This window comes from Stenotrophomonas chelatiphaga, assembly GCF_001431535.1.
Lineage (GTDB): Bacteria > Pseudomonadota > Gammaproteobacteria > Xanthomonadales > Xanthomonadaceae > Stenotrophomonas > Stenotrophomonas chelatiphaga.
The window spans coordinates 99,685-117,912 of record NZ_LDJK01000014.1 but is presented as its reverse complement, the minus strand read 5'-3'; the positions used below and the strand labels follow the sequence as shown (position 1 = coordinate 117,912).

The 18,228-nt window shown below is 68.5% G+C and carries 14 protein-coding genes; 13 read left to right on the top strand and 1 reads right to left on the bottom strand.

Annotated features, from left to right (window positions below):
* From modA to glgX, 11 genes are all read left to right on the top strand, one after another.
* A partial coding sequence (gene modA / locus ABB28_RS05550) for a molybdate ABC transporter substrate-binding protein (protein ID WP_057507678.1) occupies positions 1-572 on the top strand: 572 nt, incomplete at its 5' end.
* 3 nt (positions 573-575) lie between these two features.
* A complete protein-coding gene (modB, locus tag ABB28_RS05545) occupies positions 576-1,259 on the top strand; it encodes a molybdate ABC transporter permease subunit (protein ID WP_057507677.1) in 684 nt (227 codons plus the stop codon).
* Positions 1,249-1,935 (top strand): ATP-binding cassette domain-containing protein, encoded by a 687-nt coding sequence (locus ABB28_RS05540; RefSeq protein ID WP_057507676.1) that lies wholly within the window; start codon positions 1,249-1,251, stop codon positions 1,933-1,935. Before modB ends, ABB28_RS05540 begins: the two co-directional genes overlap by 11 nt.
* A gap of 50 nt (positions 1,936-1,985) precedes the next feature.
* Positions 1,986-2,462, top strand: a complete 477-nt coding sequence (locus ABB28_RS05535; RefSeq protein ID WP_057507675.1) for a DUF421 domain-containing protein — start codon at positions 1,986-1,988, stop codon at positions 2,460-2,462.
* A gap of 311 nt (positions 2,463-2,773) precedes the next feature.
* A complete protein-coding gene (gene glgA, locus ABB28_RS05530) occupies positions 2,774-4,306 on the top strand; it encodes a glycogen synthase GlgA (protein WP_425479526.1) in 1,533 nt (510 codons plus the stop codon).
* Positions 4,307-4,362: 56 nt separating this feature from the next.
* Positions 4,363-6,537: a 1,4-alpha-glucan branching protein GlgB gene (glgB, locus tag ABB28_RS05525; RefSeq protein WP_057507690.1), complete on the top strand. Its 2,175-nt coding sequence runs from the start codon at positions 4,363-4,365 to the stop codon at positions 6,535-6,537.
* The gene (gene treZ / locus ABB28_RS05520) at positions 6,534-8,273 is read left to right on the top strand and encodes a malto-oligosyltrehalose trehalohydrolase (RefSeq protein WP_057507673.1); all 1,740 of its coding nucleotides are present in this window, start codon (positions 6,534-6,536) and stop codon (positions 8,271-8,273) included. Before glgB ends, treZ begins: the two co-directional genes overlap by 4 nt.
* The gene (locus ABB28_RS05515; RefSeq protein ID WP_057507672.1) at positions 8,270-10,147 is read left to right on the top strand and encodes a 4-alpha-glucanotransferase; all 1,878 of its coding nucleotides are present in this window, start codon (positions 8,270-8,272) and stop codon (positions 10,145-10,147) included. The genes treZ and ABB28_RS05515 overlap by 4 nt, the downstream gene beginning before the upstream one ends.
* On the top strand, positions 10,144-12,681 hold the full coding sequence (treY, locus tag ABB28_RS05510) for a malto-oligosyltrehalose synthase (RefSeq protein WP_057507671.1): 2,538 nt from the start codon (positions 10,144-10,146) through the stop codon (positions 12,679-12,681). The genes ABB28_RS05515 and treY overlap by 4 nt, the downstream gene beginning before the upstream one ends.
* Positions 12,671-12,847 (top strand): DUF2934 domain-containing protein, encoded by a 177-nt coding sequence (locus ABB28_RS17710; RefSeq protein WP_083491946.1) that lies wholly within the window; start codon positions 12,671-12,673, stop codon positions 12,845-12,847. The genes treY and ABB28_RS17710 overlap by 11 nt, the downstream gene beginning before the upstream one ends.
* On the top strand, positions 12,834-14,942 hold the full coding sequence (gene glgX / locus ABB28_RS05505; protein WP_057507670.1) for a glycogen debranching protein GlgX: 2,109 nt from the start codon (positions 12,834-12,836) through the stop codon (positions 14,940-14,942). The genes ABB28_RS17710 and glgX overlap by 14 nt, the downstream gene beginning before the upstream one ends.
* A 37-nt stretch (positions 14,943-14,979) precedes the next feature.
* Here the strand turns inward: glgX and atpC are convergent, their stop codons facing one another.
* Positions 14,980-15,426, bottom strand: a complete 447-nt coding sequence (atpC, locus tag ABB28_RS05500; RefSeq protein WP_057507669.1) for an ATP synthase F1 subunit epsilon — start codon at positions 15,424-15,426, stop codon at positions 14,980-14,982.
* Between the two features lie 186 nt (positions 15,427-15,612).
* Here atpC and ABB28_RS05495 point away from each other — a divergent pair, with 186 nt between their 5' ends.
* Together ABB28_RS05495 and ABB28_RS05490 are read left to right on the top strand one after the other, a co-directional pair.
* Positions 15,613-16,014 (top strand): response regulator, encoded by a 402-nt coding sequence (locus tag ABB28_RS05495; protein ID WP_161809858.1) that lies wholly within the window; start codon positions 15,613-15,615, stop codon positions 16,012-16,014.
* A 7-nt stretch (positions 16,015-16,021) separates the two neighbouring features.
* Positions 16,022-18,016 carry an HWE histidine kinase domain-containing protein gene (locus ABB28_RS05490; protein WP_083491950.1) on the top strand — a complete coding sequence of 665 codons (1,995 nt, stop codon included), beginning with the start codon at positions 16,022-16,024 and terminating at the stop codon, positions 18,014-18,016.
* Positions 18,017-18,228: the final 212 nt, after the last annotated feature.

Sequence of the window (18,228 nt, the reverse complement as noted above, 5' to 3'; positions counted from 1 at the left end):
GCGTCCTGCTGCAGCAGATCGCGCGCGGGGCGCCGGTGGACGTCCTTGCGTCGGCCGATGAGGCCACCATGGACCAGGCGGTGCAGGGCGGCCACGTCGACCCGGCCACCCGCCAGGTGTTCGCGCGCAATGCGCTGTGGGTGATCGTGCCGCCGGACAGCGCACTGCCCCTGACCTCGCTGCAGTCGCTCGCGCAACCGGCGGTCACGCGGGTGGCCATCGGCAACCCGGACAGCGTGCCGGTGGGTCGTTATGCACGCGCCGCGCTGCAGTCCGCCGCACTGTGGACCGCCGTGCGGCCCAAGGCGATCACCACCCAGAACGTGCGCCAGTCGCTGGACTACGTGGCCCGCGGCGAAGTGGACGCCGGTTTCGTCTATGCCACCGACGCGCAGGCGATGCCAGGCCGTGTCAAGCGCGCCTTCCAGGTGCCGGTCAGCGCCGGCATCACCTATCCGCTGGCGGTGGCTTCGCACAGCAGCAGGGCGGCCGAAGCGAAGCGCTTCGTCAGCTTCGTGCAGTCGGCAGCGGGCCAGGCGATCCTGCGCCGGCATGGCTTCAGCTCGCCCTGACCGATGGACCTGGACTGGAGCGCACTCGTGTTGTCGCTGAAGGTGGCCGGTTGGGCCACTGCGATCAACCTCGTGCTGGGTGTCGCGCTGGGCTGGCTGCTGGCCCGCCGCCGCTTCCCCGGGCGCGAACTGCTGGACACGCTGCTGACCCTGCCGATGGTGCTGCCGCCGACCGTGCTCGGTTACTACCTGCTGGTGCTGATCGGTCGCAACGGTCCGCTGGGCGGGTGGCTGCAGTCCAGCTTCGGCATCAACCTGGTATTCACCTGGCAGGCGGCGGTGATCGCCGCCGCGGTGGCGGCCCTGCCGCTGGTGTTCAAGCCGGCCCGCGCGGCCTTCGAAGGCGTGGACGGACAGCTGGAGCAGGCAGCGCGCACGCTGGGTGCCACTGAGGCGGCGGTGTTCTTCCGCATCACGCTGCCGCTGGCATGGCGCGGCATCCTGGCGGGGCTGTTGTTGGCGTTCGCCCGCGCGATGGGGGAATTCGGTGCCACGCTGATGGTGGCGGGCAGCATTCCCGGGCGCACCCAGACTTTGTCCATCGCCATCTACGAGGCAGTGCAGGCGGGCCAGGATGGCCGCGCCAATACGCTGGTGCTGCTCACCTCGGCGGTCTGCATCGTGGTGCTGCTGGTGGCTGCGCGACTGGTGGGTGGGCGCCGGCAGGAGGTGCGTGATGTGGCTTGAAGCCGATATCAGCCGTCACCTGCAGGCCGCCGGCCAGCACTTCCGCCTGCAGGTGCAGCTGCATTGCAGCCAGCGCCACGTGGTGCTGTTCGGCCCGTCCGGTGCCGGCAAGAGCCTGACCCTGAAGGCCATCGCCGGGCTGCTCACGCCCGACGCCGGCCGCATCGTGCTGGATGGCCAGGTGCTGTTCGATGCCGCCGCCGGCATCTGCCTGCCGGCACGCGCGCGCCGGCTTGGGTATGTGTTCCAGGATTACGCGTTGTTTCCGCACCTTACGGTGCGCCAGAACGTTGCCTTCGGCCTGCAGACGGGATGGTGGAATCCACGCCGCGGCGGCCGCCATGCCGAAGTGGAGCACTGGCTGCAGGCGCTGCGCATCGAGCGCCTGGGGGACCTGATGCCATCGCAGGTGTCCGGCGGCCAGCGTCAACGCACGGCGCTGGCCAGGGCACTGGTGACCCGGCCGCGTGCGCTGCTGCTGGATGAACCGTTCGCCGCGCTGGACCACGATCTGCGTGCACACCTTCGCAGCGAGCTGCAGGCGGTGCTGGAGCAGGCCGGCATTCCGCTGCTGCTGATCAGCCATGATCCGCAGGACGTGACGATGTTCGGCCAACAGGTACTGCGGCTGGCCGATGGCCGTACGCTGCAGCCGGGACCTCTCACTGCCCGCTGACAGCGGCTGCACTAGAACAGGTCGTGTCATCGGCGAGGGAAGGGCGGGTCATGAGTGATCTGTGGACATTGAGCATGCCGTGGTGGGAGTTCATCCTGCGCGCCGTGGCCGTGTATGTGATCGTGCTGCTGATGACGCGGCTGAGCGGCAAGCGCTCACTCGGACAGTCCACTGCCTTCGACGTGCTGGTCATCGTGCTGCTGGGCAATGCCGTGCAGAACTCACTGATCGGCCAGGACAGCTCGCTGCTCGGTGGGCTGCTGCTGGCGGCCACGCTGTTGTCGTTGAACTGGCTGGTGGGTTTCGTGACCGCGCGCAACCGTCGGCTGGATCGCCTCGTGGAAGGGGCACCGGTGGTGCTGGTGCGCAATGGCACGGTGTTCTGGAACCAGCTGCGCCACTGCAATCTTTCCCCTGCCGATCTCGACGTCGCGATGCGCAGCGAGGGCTGTCGGCAGCATGCCGACATTGAACTGGCGATGCTGGAAACGTCCGGGCGCATCACCATTACGCCCCGCCCGGACTGACACGTACGCCGCCGTGTGCAGCGCGCGCTGTGTCGCAATGCTGCGCAGTTCGCGCGCAGTGGCGTTGTCGCATTCGTTTCTGAAGCAGTTCATGAGCGCCCTCATGCGTCGCTGTACGGCGCTCATTACCCAATGTCACACAGACTGCGCTCTGTTTTCACGAAGGGTTGATTCACTGCAGGTATAGATTCACTGCAAGAGCAACGCCAGCGTCCCCCACGCCCGCGCCGATCCCCGATTACTACCTCGCTGCCTGAACGGGCGGCTGGGTACGCCACTCTGCACGCCTTTCGAGCCCCCTGATGAACACGATGCCTCCCTTCAGTCGTCCAATGCCGTCCCCTGTCGCGCGCAAGACGAGCCAGCGCTCGCGCCGGCGTGATGTGCGCGGCCGATTCGTCCCCGCCGTTGCATCGGTGGATCGTGGCGAGCCGGTCCTGTTCGTCGTTTCTGAAATGGCCGACTTCATCAAGGCCGGTGGCCTCGGTGATGTCGCCGCTTCATTGCCGCGCGCGTTGCGCGGTGCGTGTGATGTGCGGGTGCTGATTCCGGGCTATCCGGAGGTGCTGTCGCGGCTGCGCTCGATCGAAGTGGTCGGCAGCGTGGCACCTCGCGGCCACCTGCCAGCCTGCCGCATCGGACGGGCGATGCAGAGCGACGGGCTGCCGATCTACGTACTGCTCAACGGGCCCTTGTTCGACCGCGAAGGCACGCCGTACGTCGACCATGCAGGCAAGGAATGGAAGGACAACGCGATCCGCTTCGCGACCCTGTCGCACGCCGCGGCGGAAATCGCCGCGGGCCGCACCGGCATGGAATGGAAGCCCGGCCTGTTGCACCTCAATGACTGGCCGACCGCGCTGGCGGCCGCCTACGTGCGCTGGGACGGCACCCAGGTGGCGACCCTGCTGACCATCCACAACCTGGCCTATCAGGGCCTGTTCCCGTACGCGCTTTCCGAGGCGCTGGGGATCCCGGCCGGGCACCTGGAGGAAATGCAGTTCTTCGGCCACATGTCCTTCCTGCAGGCGGGGATCGTCAATGCCACGCGACTGAATACCGTAAGCCTGAACTATGCCGAGCAGATCACCGCACCGGCCGATGGGTGCGGGTTGGATGCGCTGCTGGCGCGACGCGCCGCGCGCGGTCATCTGAGCGGTATCGTCAACGGCATCGACGCCAGCTGGGATCCGCGCTCGGACCAGCACCTGAGCGCCCATTTCAGCGTGCAGCAGTGCGCTGGCCGGGCCGACAATGCCGCCAGCGTCCGCCAGGCCTTCGGCCTGCGCGACAGTGGCGGCCCGTTGTTCGCAGTGGTCAGCCGGCTGGTGCACCAGAAGGGCCTGGACATCACCTGTGACGTGGCCCCGCAGATCATCGCGGCCGGTGGCCAGCTGGTGGTGATCGGCGGCGGTGAGCCGCAGGTCGAACAACAGGTCCGCGCGCTGGCGCGGCGTTTCCCCGGCCAGGTCGGTGCGTGGATCGGATTCGATGAGCAACTGGCCCGGCAGATGTTCGCCGGCGCCGATTTCCTGCTGATGCCCTCGCGCTTCGAACCGTGCGGGCTGAGCCAGATGTATGCACAGCGGTTCGGCTGCCTGCCGATCGCGCATGCCACCGGCGGACTGGTGGATACCGTGGATGACGGCGTGACCGGCTTCCTGTTCCATGAGGCCACCGCCAACGTGATGCGTCGCTGCGTGGAACGCGCCCTGCGCACCTTCCGCATGCCGTCGCTGCTGCGGTCGATGCAGCGTGCGGCGATGCTGCGCCCCAGTGGCTGGGACATCGCCGGGCGGCACTACCTCGACCTGTACCAGCAGGCAAGGCAGGTGGCGGCATGATGGATGGTGAGCATGGTCCATCGCCTGCCGTGGTGCGCGAAACGGATGTATCCGCAATGATTGATCCCCTTCCTGAGCCGTTGCTGGCGCTGTCGCGCGGCGAACCGGTGGACCCGTTTGCCTGGTTGGGCGTGCATGCCGATGGCAAGGGCGGGCACGTGCTGCGTGTGCTGCTGCCGGAAGCCCGGGCGGTGTGGGCGCGGATGCCAGGCCAGGCGGCCGAACAGGCGCTGGCTGCCACGGCGGCCGATGGGCTGTTCCAGCTGGCGGTGCCGGGCCCGGGCCGGGCGATGCTGCGGATCAGCTGGGCCGAGGGTGAGCAGCGGATGGAAGATCCGTATGGGTTCTGGCCGCTGCTGCCGGATGACGTGCTTGCAGGAATCCGCGACGGTGACGGCGAGGCGATGCGCGCGCTGGGCGCCCTGCCGATGCAGGTCGACGGCGTGGACGGCGTGCGTTTTGCGGTGTGGGCACCCAATGCGCAGCGCGTTGCGGTGGTCGGTGAATTCAACGGCTGGGACGGGCGCCGCCACCCGATGCGGCTGCGCCATGATGGCGGCGTCTGGGAGCTGTTCCTGCCCGGCGTGGCGGCCGGTGCGCGCTACAAGTACCGCATCACCGGGGCCGACGGCACGATCCTGGCCGACAAGGCCGACCCGATGGCGCGCTGGGCTGAACTGCCGCCGGCCACCGCCTCGCGCGTGGCGCCGGCCGAGGCACGGCAGTGGCAGGATGCGCAGTGGATGCAACAGCGCACCGCCGCACGCCACGCTCCCCTGTCGATCTACGAAGTACATGCCGGATCCTGGCAGCGCGATGCGGAGGGCAACGCCTACGACTGGAACGCGCTGGGCGACCGCCTCATCCCGCACGTGCAGGGACTGGGCTTCACCCACATCGAACTGTTGCCGGTCAGCGAGCATCCCTTCGGGGGCTCGTGGGGCTACCAGCCGCTGGGTATCTACGCACCGACCGCGCGCCACGGTACGCCGGAGGATTTCGCGCGCTTCGTCGACCGCTGCCACCAGGCCGGTATCGGCGTGATCGTCGACTGGGTCAGCGCCCATTTCCCCAATGATGCACACGGGCTGGAGCGTTTCGATGGCACCGCGCTGTACGAACACGCCGACCCGCGCGAAGGCTTCCACCAGGACTGGCACACCCTGATCTACAACTACGGCCGCAATGAAGTGGCCGGCTACCTGATCGGCAGCGCCTTGGAATGGATCGAACGTTTCCATGTCGATGGCCTGCGCGTGGATGCGGTCGCTTCGATGCTGTACCGCGACTACAGCCGCAACGAAGGCGAGTGGGTGGCCAACGAACATGGCGGGCGCGAGAACCTGCAGGCGGTCGCCTTCCTGAAGCGGATGAACACCACGCTGCAGGCACGCTTCCCCGAGGTGATGGTCATCGCCGAGGAATCCACCGCATGGCCCGGGGTCACCGCGCCGGTGGAGCAGGGCGGGCTCGGCTTCTCGCACAAATGGAACATGGGCTGGATGCACGACTCACTGCGCTACATGCAGCATGACCCGGTGCATCGCCAACACCACCACAGCGAGATGACCTTCGGCCTGGTCTACGCGTTTTCCGAACGGTATGTGCTGCCGCTTTCGCATGACGAAGTGGTGCACGGCAAGGGCGCGCTGCTGGCGCGCATGCCCGGCGATGAGTGGCAGCGCTTTGCCAACCTGCGCGCCTACTACGCACTGATGTGGGCGCATCCGGGCAGCAAACTGCTGTTCATGGGCGGGGAGTTCGGCCAGGCCCACGAATGGAACCATGACGCTGCACTGGACTGGGAGCAGGCCGGACGCCCGTTCAACCACGGCGTGGCCTCGCTGGTCGGTGACCTCAACCGGCTGCTGCGCGCTCAACCGGCGCTGCACCGCGACGAGCAGGACGAACGCACGTTCGAATGGAGCATCGGCGATGACCATGCCAACAGCGTGTTCGCCTTCGTCCGCCACGATCCGCACGGGCACGCTCCGCCGTTGCTGGTGGTCAGCAACCTGACCCCGGTGCCACGCTACGATTACCGCGTAGGCGTGCCGCGCGCCGGGCAGTGGCGTGAGGTGCTCAACACGGACAGCGCCTTCTACGCCGGCAGCAATGCGGGCAACGGCGGTGCACTGCATACCCAGCCGCACAGCATGCACGGGCAGCCGCACTCGCTGCAGCTGACCCTGCCGCCGCTGGCCACGCTCTACCTGCAGGTCGACGCATGACGCCAGCGGGGAGGGGGCGGCTGGGCGCATGGCCGCTCGGCGACGGACGCTATGCGTTCAGGCTGTGGGCGCCCGATGCCGGGCAGGTTGCACTGGTACTCGATGGCGAGGTGCATCCGATGCAGCCCGAACACGAGGGCTGCTTCTTCCTGGAGGCCTCCGGCAGCAGCGGAACGCCGTACCGGTTCCTGCTCGATGGCCAGGTGCAGGTGCCCGATCCTGCGTCGCGCTGGCAGCCGCACGGGGTGGACGGCGCCAGTGCACTGCTTCCCGATGATGGCCACGCGTGGCAGTCACGATGGGACGGGCGGCCCTGGCAGGAACTGGTCATCTACGAGGTGCACCTGGGCTGCAGCGGGGGCATTGCCGGGCTGATGGCGCAGTTGCCTGCGCTGGCCGCGATGGGTATCACCGCGCTGGAACTGATGCCGGTGGCGCAGTTCCCGGGGCGGCGCAACTGGGGCTACGACGGCGTCTTCCCGTACGCGCCCGCCGAGGCCTACGGGCATCCGGACGCGCTCAAGGCGCTGGTCGACGCCGCCCACGGACACGGCATGGCGGTGCTGCTGGACGTGGTGTACAACCATTTCGGGCCGCAGGGCAACCTGCTGGACACCTATGCCTCGGCATTCTTCAAGCGCGATGCACCCACGCCGTGGGGCGAGGCCATTGATTTCACCCAGTCGCAGGTCAAGCGCTTCTTCGTCGACAACGCCTTGATGTGGCTGCAGGAGTATCGTTTCGACGGCTTGCGGCTGGACGCGGTGCAGGCGATCACCCCGAATGCGTTCCTGGGCGAACTGGTGCAGGCGATACGCGAGGGCTGCCCGGGGCGGCCGCATGTTCACCTGGTGCTGGAAAACGAGCGCAACCAGTCGCGCTGGCTGCGGGGGGACTACCAGGCGCAGTGGAACGATGACGTCCACAATGCGCTGCACGTGATGCTGACCGGCGAAGTGGAAGGGTATTACGCCGACTACGCCGGGCGCGCACCCCAGTTGCTGGCGCGCGCGCTTTCGGAGGGATTTGCGTGGCAGGGCGAGCGCAACCACAAGGGCGAACTGCGCGGCGAGCCGAGCGCGGACGTGCCGCCGCAGCGCTTCGTGGTCTTCGCCCAGAATCACGACCAGATCGGCAACCGGGCATTCGGCGAGCGGCTGGTGACACTGGTCCCCGCTGCGCATGCGCGCGCCGCGCTGGCGCTGGTGCTGCTGCTGCCGATGGTGCCGTTGCTGTTCATGGGCGAGCCGTGGCAGGCGCGGCAACCGTTCCTGTTCTTCACTGATTACGTGGCGCCGCTGGATGACCTCGTACGCGAGGGGCGACGGCGCGAGTTCGCCGGTTTCGCCGCGTTCGCCGATGCCGAGCAGCGCCAGCGGATCCCCGATCCCAATGCGCGCGCCACCTTCGATGCGTGCCGGGTCATGCTGCCTGCGGCCGGTGATGCAGATGCCGATGCGCATCTTGCCGTGTTCACCGAACTGCTTGCGCTGCGTCGTCGCTACCTGCAGCCGGGACTGGCGCAGGCGCGCTCGCTGGGCGCGCGGGTGCTGGGACGGCACGCGGTGCAGGCAGGCTGGCAGCTGCCGGAGGGGCAGTGGTGGATCGCGATCAACGTGGGCGAGTCCGAGGTGGAGCTCGCGCTTCCCGATGGCGCGCTGGTGTGGGAACAGCAGCCCGCCGCGGCCGGCAGGATCGCCGCCGGCAGCGTGCGGGTGCACTGGGTGGCAGGATGAGCGGCCGCCATCCGTTGCAGCAGCGCGCTGACCAGGCCGGCCTGCAGGTACGCTGGACCGACGTGGCCGGCGTGGAGCGCGACGTGGCGTGGGATGTGGTCGAAGCGGTGTTGCTGTCGCTGCAGGGCAACACCGACGAGGACGGCGTATCCCCGCCGCTGCTGACCTGCATCGCTGGCCAGGGACTGCGGGTGCCTGCTGCGGGATCCGGGCCTGCCTATTGGATAGGCGAACAGGGTGAGGAGCTTCCGGCGCAGCAGGTCGGTCCCGATCAGTGGCTTGCGCCGGCAACGCCGGGCTATTGGCACTGGCGCCAGAGCGAACGCCTGCAGGCGGTGGCCGTGGCGCCGTTGCACGCATGGTTCCCCGACAGGGCCGATGGCCCCCGCTACTGGGGCATTTCCACGCAGGTGTACGGCGTGTCGGCCTCAGGCGATGGCGGGATCGGTGACAGCGGCGGGATTGCAGCGTGGCTGCCGCGCCTGCAGCGCCATGGTGGGGACGCGATCGGGCTTTCGCCGATCCACGCCAACATGCCGATCCGCAGCAGCTTCAGTCCGTATTCGCCGAGCGACCGGCGCTGGCTGGAGCCGTTGCATGGCGCGCCCCTGCAGCACCTCGCCGAGGCGGCCCTGGCGGTGCGTGCCGCCGATCCCCGGCTTGATGCCGATCTTGCCCTGCACGAAGCGGCCGGTCAGATCGACTGGCCCGCGGCGGCGGCGGCGAAATGGCAGTGGATAGGCCGGTTGCCCGCGTGGCTGCAGACGCACCGCCCTGGCCATTGGCACCTGATCGAATCGGAAATAGCCGCCTACGGTGCGCCGCTGGCGTCGTGGGCCAGCCAGACCGCCGCCCTGTCCCGTACGCCGGCTTCAGTGCAGGCGTTCGGGCAATGGCTGGTGCAGTCGAGCTGGCACCAGGTGCAGCGTGATGCACGTGAACGCGGCATGGCGATCGGGCTGATCGCCGACCTGGCGATCGGCTTCGATCCGGCCGGGGTGGAGGCGCATGACAACGCCGGTGCCGTGCTGCAAGGGCTGGAACTGGGCGCACCCCCGGACGCCTTCAATCCGCATGGGCAGGCGTGGGGCATCACCGGGTATGCGCCACGTGCGCTGCGCGCGCAGGGCTATGCGCCCTTCATCAGCCTGCTGCGCGCGGTGATGGCGCGGCGCGGCGGCGTGCGCATCGACCACATCCTGGGCCTGCTGCGGCTGTGGGTGCTGCCGCGGGGTGCCGGCGCGGGGCAGGGCGTCTACCTGCGCTGCCCGTTCGATGATCTGCTCAACCTGCTGGTGCTTGAATCATGCCGCCACCGCTGCGTGGTGATCGGCGAGGACCTGGGGGTGGTGCCCCCCGGCATCCGCGATGCCCTGGCGTCGCGCGGCGTACTGGGCATGGACGTATTGGCCTTCAGCCGCGATGGACAGGGATTCCTGCCGGCCAGGCAGTGGCGTGCATCGGCAGTGGCGATGAGCTCCACCCATGACCTGCCACCTGTTGCAGGCTGGCTGCAGGGCCGCGACCTGCAGTGGCGGCGTCGACTGGGCTGGACCGGCGAAGCGGCGCAGCAGCTGCAGCTGGAACAGCGCCAGGCCGAGGTGCGGCAGCTGGCCGCGCAGGTGCAGGCCGAAGGACTGGACAGTGGCGACCTGCAGCGCGATGCGTTGGCCTTCACCGCGCGTACGCCGTCGGTGCTGGCGCTGCTGCCGCTGGAGGACGCGGCGGGGATCATCGAGCAGCCGAACCTGCCCGGTACCGTGGACGAGCACCCGAACTGGCGGCAGCGGTTGCGGCTGCAGGACGACGACACTGCGCTGGACCAGCGCCTGTCTGCGTTTGCCGCGCAGCGGATGCCGGCGGTGGGCGCATGACCGCGCTGCGTGCCAGCGTGCGCCTGCAGCTGCATGCCGGCTTCGATTTCGATGCCGCCGCAGCCCAGGTCGATTATTTCGCCCGTCTGGGCATCAGCCACCTGTACCTTTCACCGATCGCGGCGGCCGTACCGGGGTCGACGCACGGTTATGACAACATCGACCCCACCCGGATCAGCCCCGAACTGGGCGGCGAAGCCGGTTTCGCGCGGTTGGCCGAGGCGGTGCGGGCACATGCCATGGGCATCCTGCTGGACATCGTGCCCAACCACATGGCGGCGCATCCGGGCAATCGGTGGTGGAGCGACGTGCTGCGGCATGGACGACGCAGCGCGCATGCAGGCTGGTTCGATATCGACTGGGAGGCGCCCGGGTGCGAGGGCACGCTGTGGCTGGCGGTGCTGGACAGGCCGCTGGCCGCTGCGCTTGCCGACGGCGTACTGAGCCTGGACATCGGTGCGACCGGTCCCTGCCTGCGCCACCACGACCTCACTTTGCCGCTGTCACCGCTGAGCTTCCCGGCGGCGGCCGACAGCTGGCCGGCCTGGGTCGAGCGCTGCCAGCGCTCGCCGCAGCGGTTGCATGACCTGCTGCAGCGCCAGGCCTACCGGCTGGCGTGGTGGCGCAGCGGCGCTGACCGCACCAACTACCGTCGCTTCTTCGACATCGATGGGCTGGTCGCGTTGAAGGTGGAAGAAGCGCAGGTGTTCGAGGCGGTGCACGCGCTGCCGCTGCGGCTGGTCGCCGAAGGCCACGTCGATGGCCTGCGTATCGACCATGTCGACGGGCTGGCCGATCCGGCCGGGTACCTGCAGCGGCTGCGGACGTGCCTGGACGGCGTGGCCGCGCAGCGCAGTCTCCCGCCCGGTTCGATCACCCTGCACGTGGAGAAGATCCTCGCCGACGGTGAAGCACTGCCGGCCGACTGGACCTGCGATGGCACCACCGGTTACGACTTCATGGACCAGGTGGGTGCCTTGCTGCATGACGGCGCGGCCGAACCTGCCCTGCAGGCGCTCTGGCAGGCGCAGAGCGGGGACGGACGCGGTTTCGATGCCTGGCAGCAGCACGCCCGGCTGCAGATGCTGCAGGGCTCGCTGCGCTGCGACCTTGATCGGTTCCTGCGCGGCCTGGCCGAACCCTGCGCGAACGATCCCACGGCTGCGGACCTGACCGGCGGCATGTTCGAACGTGCTGCGATCGCCCTGCTGCAGCATTTCCCGGTGTATCGCACCCACGGGATGCGCTCGGCGGCCGACCTGCAGTGGCTGAACCGCGCCGCCACGGCAGCCGCTGCGCAGCTGGGTGAAGGCGATCGCGCGGCGCTGCGGCATGTCTGCACGTGGCTGGGCGAGCAGCCGGCCCTGCGCACCCGGTTCGAACAGCTGACCGCGCCGCTCAACGCCAAGGCAGTCGAGGACACCACGTTCTATCGGTACGCGCGGCTGCTGTCGCGCAACGAAGTGGGCAGCGACCCGGGCCGGATCCACCTGCCGCTGGAGCAGTTCCTGGAATGCGCCGGGCAACGCGCGCAGCAGTGGCCGCAGGCCCTGCTTGCCGTGGCCACCCACGACCACAAGCGCGGTCCGGATGCGCGCTGTCGGCTGGCGGTGCTGAGCTGGAACGTGGCGTACTGGGCAGGCCAGCAGCGCCACTGGAATGCGCTGGCGGCCGCGGCCGGGCATCCGTGCCCGCTGCCGGGTGCCGAAACCAGCATGCTGTGGCAGACCCTGGTCGGCAGCTGGCCACTGCAGGCGGAAGCCGTGGATGCTGCCTTCATCGCGCGCGTCGGTGGGTGGTTGCAGAAGGCCCTGCGTGAAGGCAAGCGGGTGAGCAGCTGGAATGACCCCGACCCGGGCCTGGAGCAGGCGGCGGCCGACTGGTTGGCGTGGTTTGGCGGCAGCCCGGAGGCGGCGGTGCTGCGTTCGGCCGTGGAGGCGTTCGTGCATGGCATTGCGCCACATGCGGCGCGCCTGGGACTTGTACAGCTGGCGCTGCAGCTTTGCTGCCCGGGGGTGCCGGATATCTACCAGGGCAACGAGGGCTGGGATACCAGCATGGTCGATCCGGACAACCGCGGCGCGGTGGACTACGCGCAACGGCGTGCATGGCTGGCCGCTGCACCGGACTGGCAGCAGGCACTGCGGGCCTGGTCCGATGGAGCGCCCAAGGCGCTGCTGCTGGCCACGCTGCTGCGCTGCCGCGCCGCCATGCCGGACCTGTTCAGTGCCGCCCCGTTGACGGCGCTGGCCGCACACGGTGCGGTATGGGCGCTGGGGCGGCTGGCCGGCCCGCACGGCATGGTACTGGTGGTCGATGCCGCCGCGTCGGTGGACATGGCGCTGGCCGGGCCCAGCCTGTTACGGCAGGGCGCCGGCCACGCCGGCCGCGTCACGCTGCCAGTGGGACACTGGCGCAGCCTGCTGGATGCACGGCGGTGTGAAGGAGGGCAGGACGTCGATGCGGCCTCGCTGCTCGATGGGGCCCCCGTGGCGATCTGGGTTCTGGACGACGGAGATGAGGATGGATGCTGAACAACGCACGGCGCGCACCGCCGCGCTGGCCCACCAGATATGGGAAGCCGAAGGTCGTCCCGATGGGCAGCAGCAGCGGCACTGGCAGATGGCCGAACGGCTGGTGCTGGCCGATATAGCAGCCGCCCATGAAAGGGACCCGGAGGCAGACAGTGGCCCTTCGTAAGTGGACGCAGACGTCGCGGGTCCGCGAAGGGCTGCCGTATCCGCTGGGTGCCAGCTGGGACGGGCTGGGGGTCAATTTCGCGCTGTACTCCCGGCATGCCACCCGCGTCGAGCTGTGCCTGTTCGACGAACGCGGGCGCGAAAAAGAACGCATCGCGCTGCCCGAATATACCGACGAAATATGGCATGGCTACCTGCCTGATGCGCGCCCGGGCCAGCGTTATGGGTACCGCGTGCATGGACCCTACGCGCCGGATGCGGGGCATCGCTTCAACCCCAATAAACTGCTGCTTGACCCCTATGCCAAGCAGATCGTGGGTGAACTCAAGTGGGCGCCGCACCTGTTCGGCTACACCATCGGCCATCGCGACCGCGACCTGAGTTTCGACAAGCGTGACAGCGCCGCCTACATGCCGCGTTGCGCGGTGATCGACCCGGCGTTCAGCTGGGGCAGTGAACGGGCCCCGGCCACCCCGTGGGACCGCACCGTGATCTACGAAGCGCACGTGCGCGGGCTCACCATGCGCCATCCGTCCGTATCCAAGGACGAGCGCGGCACGTTCTCCGCGCTGCGCCACGATGCGCTGGTGGACCATCTCAAGCACCTGGGCGTGACCGCGATCGAGCTGCTGCCCGTGCATGCCTTCGTCGATGAGCAGCACCTGCTGCAGCAGGGCCTGCGCAACTACTGGGGCTACAACTCGATCGGCTTCTTCGCCCCGCACCCGCGCTATCTGTCGCTGGGCACGGTGGCCGAGTTCAAGCAGATGGTCGCGCGCATGCACCATGCCGGGCTGGAAGTGCTGCTGGACGTGGCCTACAACCACACCGCCGAAGGCAACGAGCTGGGCCCGACGCTGTCGTTCAAGGGCATCGACAACACCAGTTATTACCGGCTGGGCGATGATCGTCGCTACTACATCAACGATACCGGCACCGGCAACACCTTCGACCTGACCAACGCCGGTGCGCTGCGCATGGTGATGGATTCACTGCGGTACTGGGTGACGGAAATGCGCGTGGATGGTTTCCGCTTCGACCTGGCCACCATCCTGGGCAGGGAAAGGCATGGCTTTGACCCGTCCTGCAGTTTCCTGGACGCGGTGCGCCAGGATCCAGTGCTGAGCCAGGTCAAGCTGATCGCCGAGCCCTGGGACATCGGTCCGGGCGGCTACCAGCTGGGGGCCTTCGCGCCGGGCTGGGCGGAATGGAATGATCGATTCCGTGACACCAGCCGTGCGCTGTGGCGTGGTGATGGCGGGCAGCTGCCGGGCTTCGCCGCGCGCTTCACCGGCTCGGCGGACCTGTTCGACCACCACGGCCGACGTCCATCGGCCAGCATCAACTTCGTCACCGCCCACGATGGGTTCAGCCTGCACGATCTGGTCAGTTACGAGCACCGGCACAACCTTGCCAACGGGGAAGAGGGGCGCGACGGACACGGCAACAACCTGTCCAGCAACCACGGCGTGGAAGGACCGACCGAACAGCCGGCGATCCTGGCGCTGCGGGCGCAGCAGATGCGCAACCTGCTGGCGACGCTGCTGCTGTCACAGGGCACCCCGATGCTGCTGGCCGGCGATGAATTCGGTCATACCCAGCAGGGCAACAACAACGTCTACTGCCAGGACAACGAGCTGGCGTGGATCGACTGGGAACGCGCCGAACAACCGTTGGCGCAGGCCCAGCTGGCCTTCGTCCGCCGCCTGCTGCTGCTGCGTCGCCGCTATGGACTGCTGCGCCGCAACCGGTTCCTGCGCGATGCAGGACAACGCAGCGGCGATATCCACTGGTTCACCCCGGAAGGACACCGCATGCAGGAGGTGCACTGGCATGACGGTGAGCGACGGGCGCTGACCATCGTGCTCGATGGCCGCAGTCCGGACAGTGGCCTGCAGGAGCCGGGCCGGCATGTCAGCCTGGCGCTGTTGATCAACACCGGCACCACGCCGCAGGCCTACCGCGTGGGACTGGACGGCATGGAATTCCGCAAGGTCCTGCTGCAGACCCCGGAAGCGCCGTTGCAGCAGGACCACGAGGGTCAGTGGCAGCTGCCCGCCCACAGCCTGTGCCTGCTGGCGGCAAGCAGCAGCTGACGGTGCGGCGCAGGGCAGGGCGGCCGCTGCCGGCGCCTCAGCCCTGCCCGGGGCGGCGGATGCGGGCCAGGCGGGCAACCAGCTCGGCATGCAGCTGCGGGTACTGGTCATCGCTGAAGGCGGCGGCCATCGGCGAACCGGCCAGCTGCCGCGCTTCGTCGGCGCGTGCGGCATCCAGCGCATCGCTGCGCGCGGCCAGGTCGGCCAGCACGATCACCTCGCCGGGTTGCACTTCGACGTAGCCGCCGGACACATGCAGGTACAGCGGCGCGCCGCCCTGTTCCGGGAACAGGTGGATGAAGCCTTCCACCAGCGGTGCAAGCAGCGGCAGGTGGCCGGCCATGATGCCGAACCGGCCGTCCGCGCCGGGCAGGCTGGCTTCGCGCACCCGTCCTTCCCAGCACAGTCCGGCCAGGCTGACCACGCGAAGGGGAAAGCCTTGGCGGGCGCCGGAAATAATCGGTGGAACGTCGGCCGGGGTCATGCAGCGGGCCTTGTGGTCGGGCCTCCAGCTTCCTACGTTGCCGCGGCTGCCGCTGTGACGTAGCGCAATTGCCATGTCAAAGGCCTACAAACCTTCCCGTCACGTTGCGTTGCGGTGCACTACGCTCATCATCTGGCTGTATTCATGGCCGCCGCGACGAGGCGGGCCTACCTCTGGAGGCGATGTGTGACGGTAACGAACGTGGACAATGGCGGGCTGGCGGGCAAGCGGGTGCTGGTCGCCGAAGACGAATACAACATCGCCATGTTCCTGGTGGAATATCTGCAGATGAAGGACGTCGACGTGGTCGGTCCCGCCGGCAACCTGAAGGCGCTCGATGCATTGGTGGACGCGCATGCCATCGACGGTGCGCTGTTGGACATCAACCTGGGCGGTGAGCTGGTGTATCCGCTGGCGGACCGCCTGCTGGAACGGAACATTCCCTTCGTATTGACCTCCGGCTACGACGACAACGTACCCGAGCGTTTCGCCGATGCACCACGCTGTGGCAAGCCGTACCGGCTGGAGGCGCTGACCCAGGCGCTGGAGCAGGCATTACAGGCGCGCGGCGTGCCGGGCAGCGGCTGAGGTGACCATGGCCAGTCGACTGGACCCGCGCAGCGCATCGCAGGGCCGCCTGGCCGGCGCTGCCGGTGCCATGGCGGCCTGCGCGCGGGCCAGCATGGCCGAACGCATCCGCAGTCATGACTGGTCGGCCTCCCCGCTGGGGGGCATGGGCAGCTGGCCTCCGCACCTGCGTGCCAGCGTTGACCTGATGGCCGCCCATGGGTTCCCGATGATCCTGCTGTGGGGTCCGGACCTGCTGCAGATCTACAACGACGGCTATGCCGAAGTGATGGCCGACAAACATCCAGCGGGGCTGGGCCAGCCAACGGCCGAGTGCTGGCCCGAAGTCTGGCACATCAACGAACCGCTCTACGCCAAGGTGTGGCAGGGCCAGACACTGACCTTTTCGGACAAATGCTATCCCTTGCAGCGGCACGGTCGCCTGCAGGACGTCTGGTTCACCATCACCTACAGTCCGGTGCGTGACTGCGATGGTGCGATCGAAGGCGTACTGGTCACCATGTTCGACACCAGCGCCGAGCACGTCGCGCGGGTGGCACGCGAACGTACGGAGCGGGAGTTGCGGCGCACCAACGCCTCGCTGCAGGCCAACGAGGAACGTTTCCGCCAGTTCGCTGCCGCCTCTTCCGATGCGTTGTGGATCCGCAGCGCCGATACCCTGGAAACCGAACTGCTGAGCAGCGCATTCGACGGGGTGTACGGGTTGTCGTCGGGGCAGGCGTCCGGCGCGCTTCGCTGCTGGGCCGCGCGGGTGGTTCCCGATGATCGCCAGGCCGCCATCGACAGCGTGGCAAGCGTGCGCGACGGCACCCCGCGGGTGCACGAATTCCGTGTGCAGCGCGAGGACGACAGCCAGTTCCGCTGGGTGCGCGACACCGTGTTCCCGTTGTTCGACCAGGACGGACGGGTAAGCCGCATCGCAGGCATCGCGCGCGATGTCACCGACGAACGACGCTGGGCCGAGCACCAGTCCGTGCTGGTGGCCGAGTTGCAGCACCGGGTGCGCAACATCATGGCCACCATCGGCTCGATCACGCTGCGCACGCGCGAATCGGCGACCAGCGTGGAGGACTATGCACAACGCTTGTCCGGCCGGGTGATGTCACTGGCGCGCACCCAGGCGTTGCTGACCCGCGCCGGCAATGTCGGCATCGACCTGCGCGGCCTGTTGAACGACGAACTGTCCTCCACCGCCTACGGTGAAGGCCGGTTCCTGCTGGACGGACCCGCCGTCATGGTGCCCCCGAAGGCGGCCGAGGTGATGTCGCTGGCGATCCATGAGCTGGCCACCAACGCGCTGCGCCATGGCGCCCTGCGCGACCCCGACGGCAGGCTGGACGTGAGCTGGAAGTTGCGCGAGGACGCACAGATGCAGCGCTGGGTGGACCTGCGCTGGGTTGAAACCCACGCCACCCGGCCTGGCTGGCAACCGCCGGCGCGCCGCGGCTTTGGTACGTCGCTGGTCGAAGACCGCATTCCCTACGAACTTGAAGGCGAGGGCCACCTGCAGGTCGCCGCCGATGGCACCGAGGCCTGCATTTCCTTCCCGCTGCGGCACCGTGACAGCATCCTGCAGACCGATGCCCCGCAGGGCACGGCGATCGGCGGAGGCTCCGTCGACCTGGGGGATGCTGGGCTGCTCGCCGGCCATCGGGTGCTGGTGGTGGAAGATGATTTCTACCTGGCCCATGACACCGCGACCGCGCTGCGCAGCGCCGGTGCGCTGGTGCAGGGGCCGTGTTCGACCGTGCAGGCTGCGCTGCAACAGCTGGACGGCGGTGCGGTGGATGCGGCGATCATCGACATCAACCTCGGCAACGGGGCGCGGACCGGGATCATCGTCGCGCTGCAGCGCGCCGGGCTGCCGTTCGTGGTGGTCACCGGCTACGACGAAGGCGCGGTGCCGGTCGATGGCGGCCGGTTCGTGCGGCTGCAGAAGCCGGCCACGCCGGCCGGCATTGCGCGCGCACTCGCCCAGCTGGTGCAGACCGGCACGGGCTGACTGCCGCCGGGATTGCGTCTGCGCGAAACCTGAAAGCCATTCGACCTGCGCTTTGTTTCAATTGCCCTGCGCCGCCGATACGGGGCGCGCCCGGATCCAGTCGTTGGCAACGGGTTATGGCTGTACGAAGCAAGGAGGAGGCGTTGCGGACGCGGGTTCGAGTCCCGCCAGCTCCACCACCTGGGTATTGGGGGGCCAATGGCCAGGTGAAG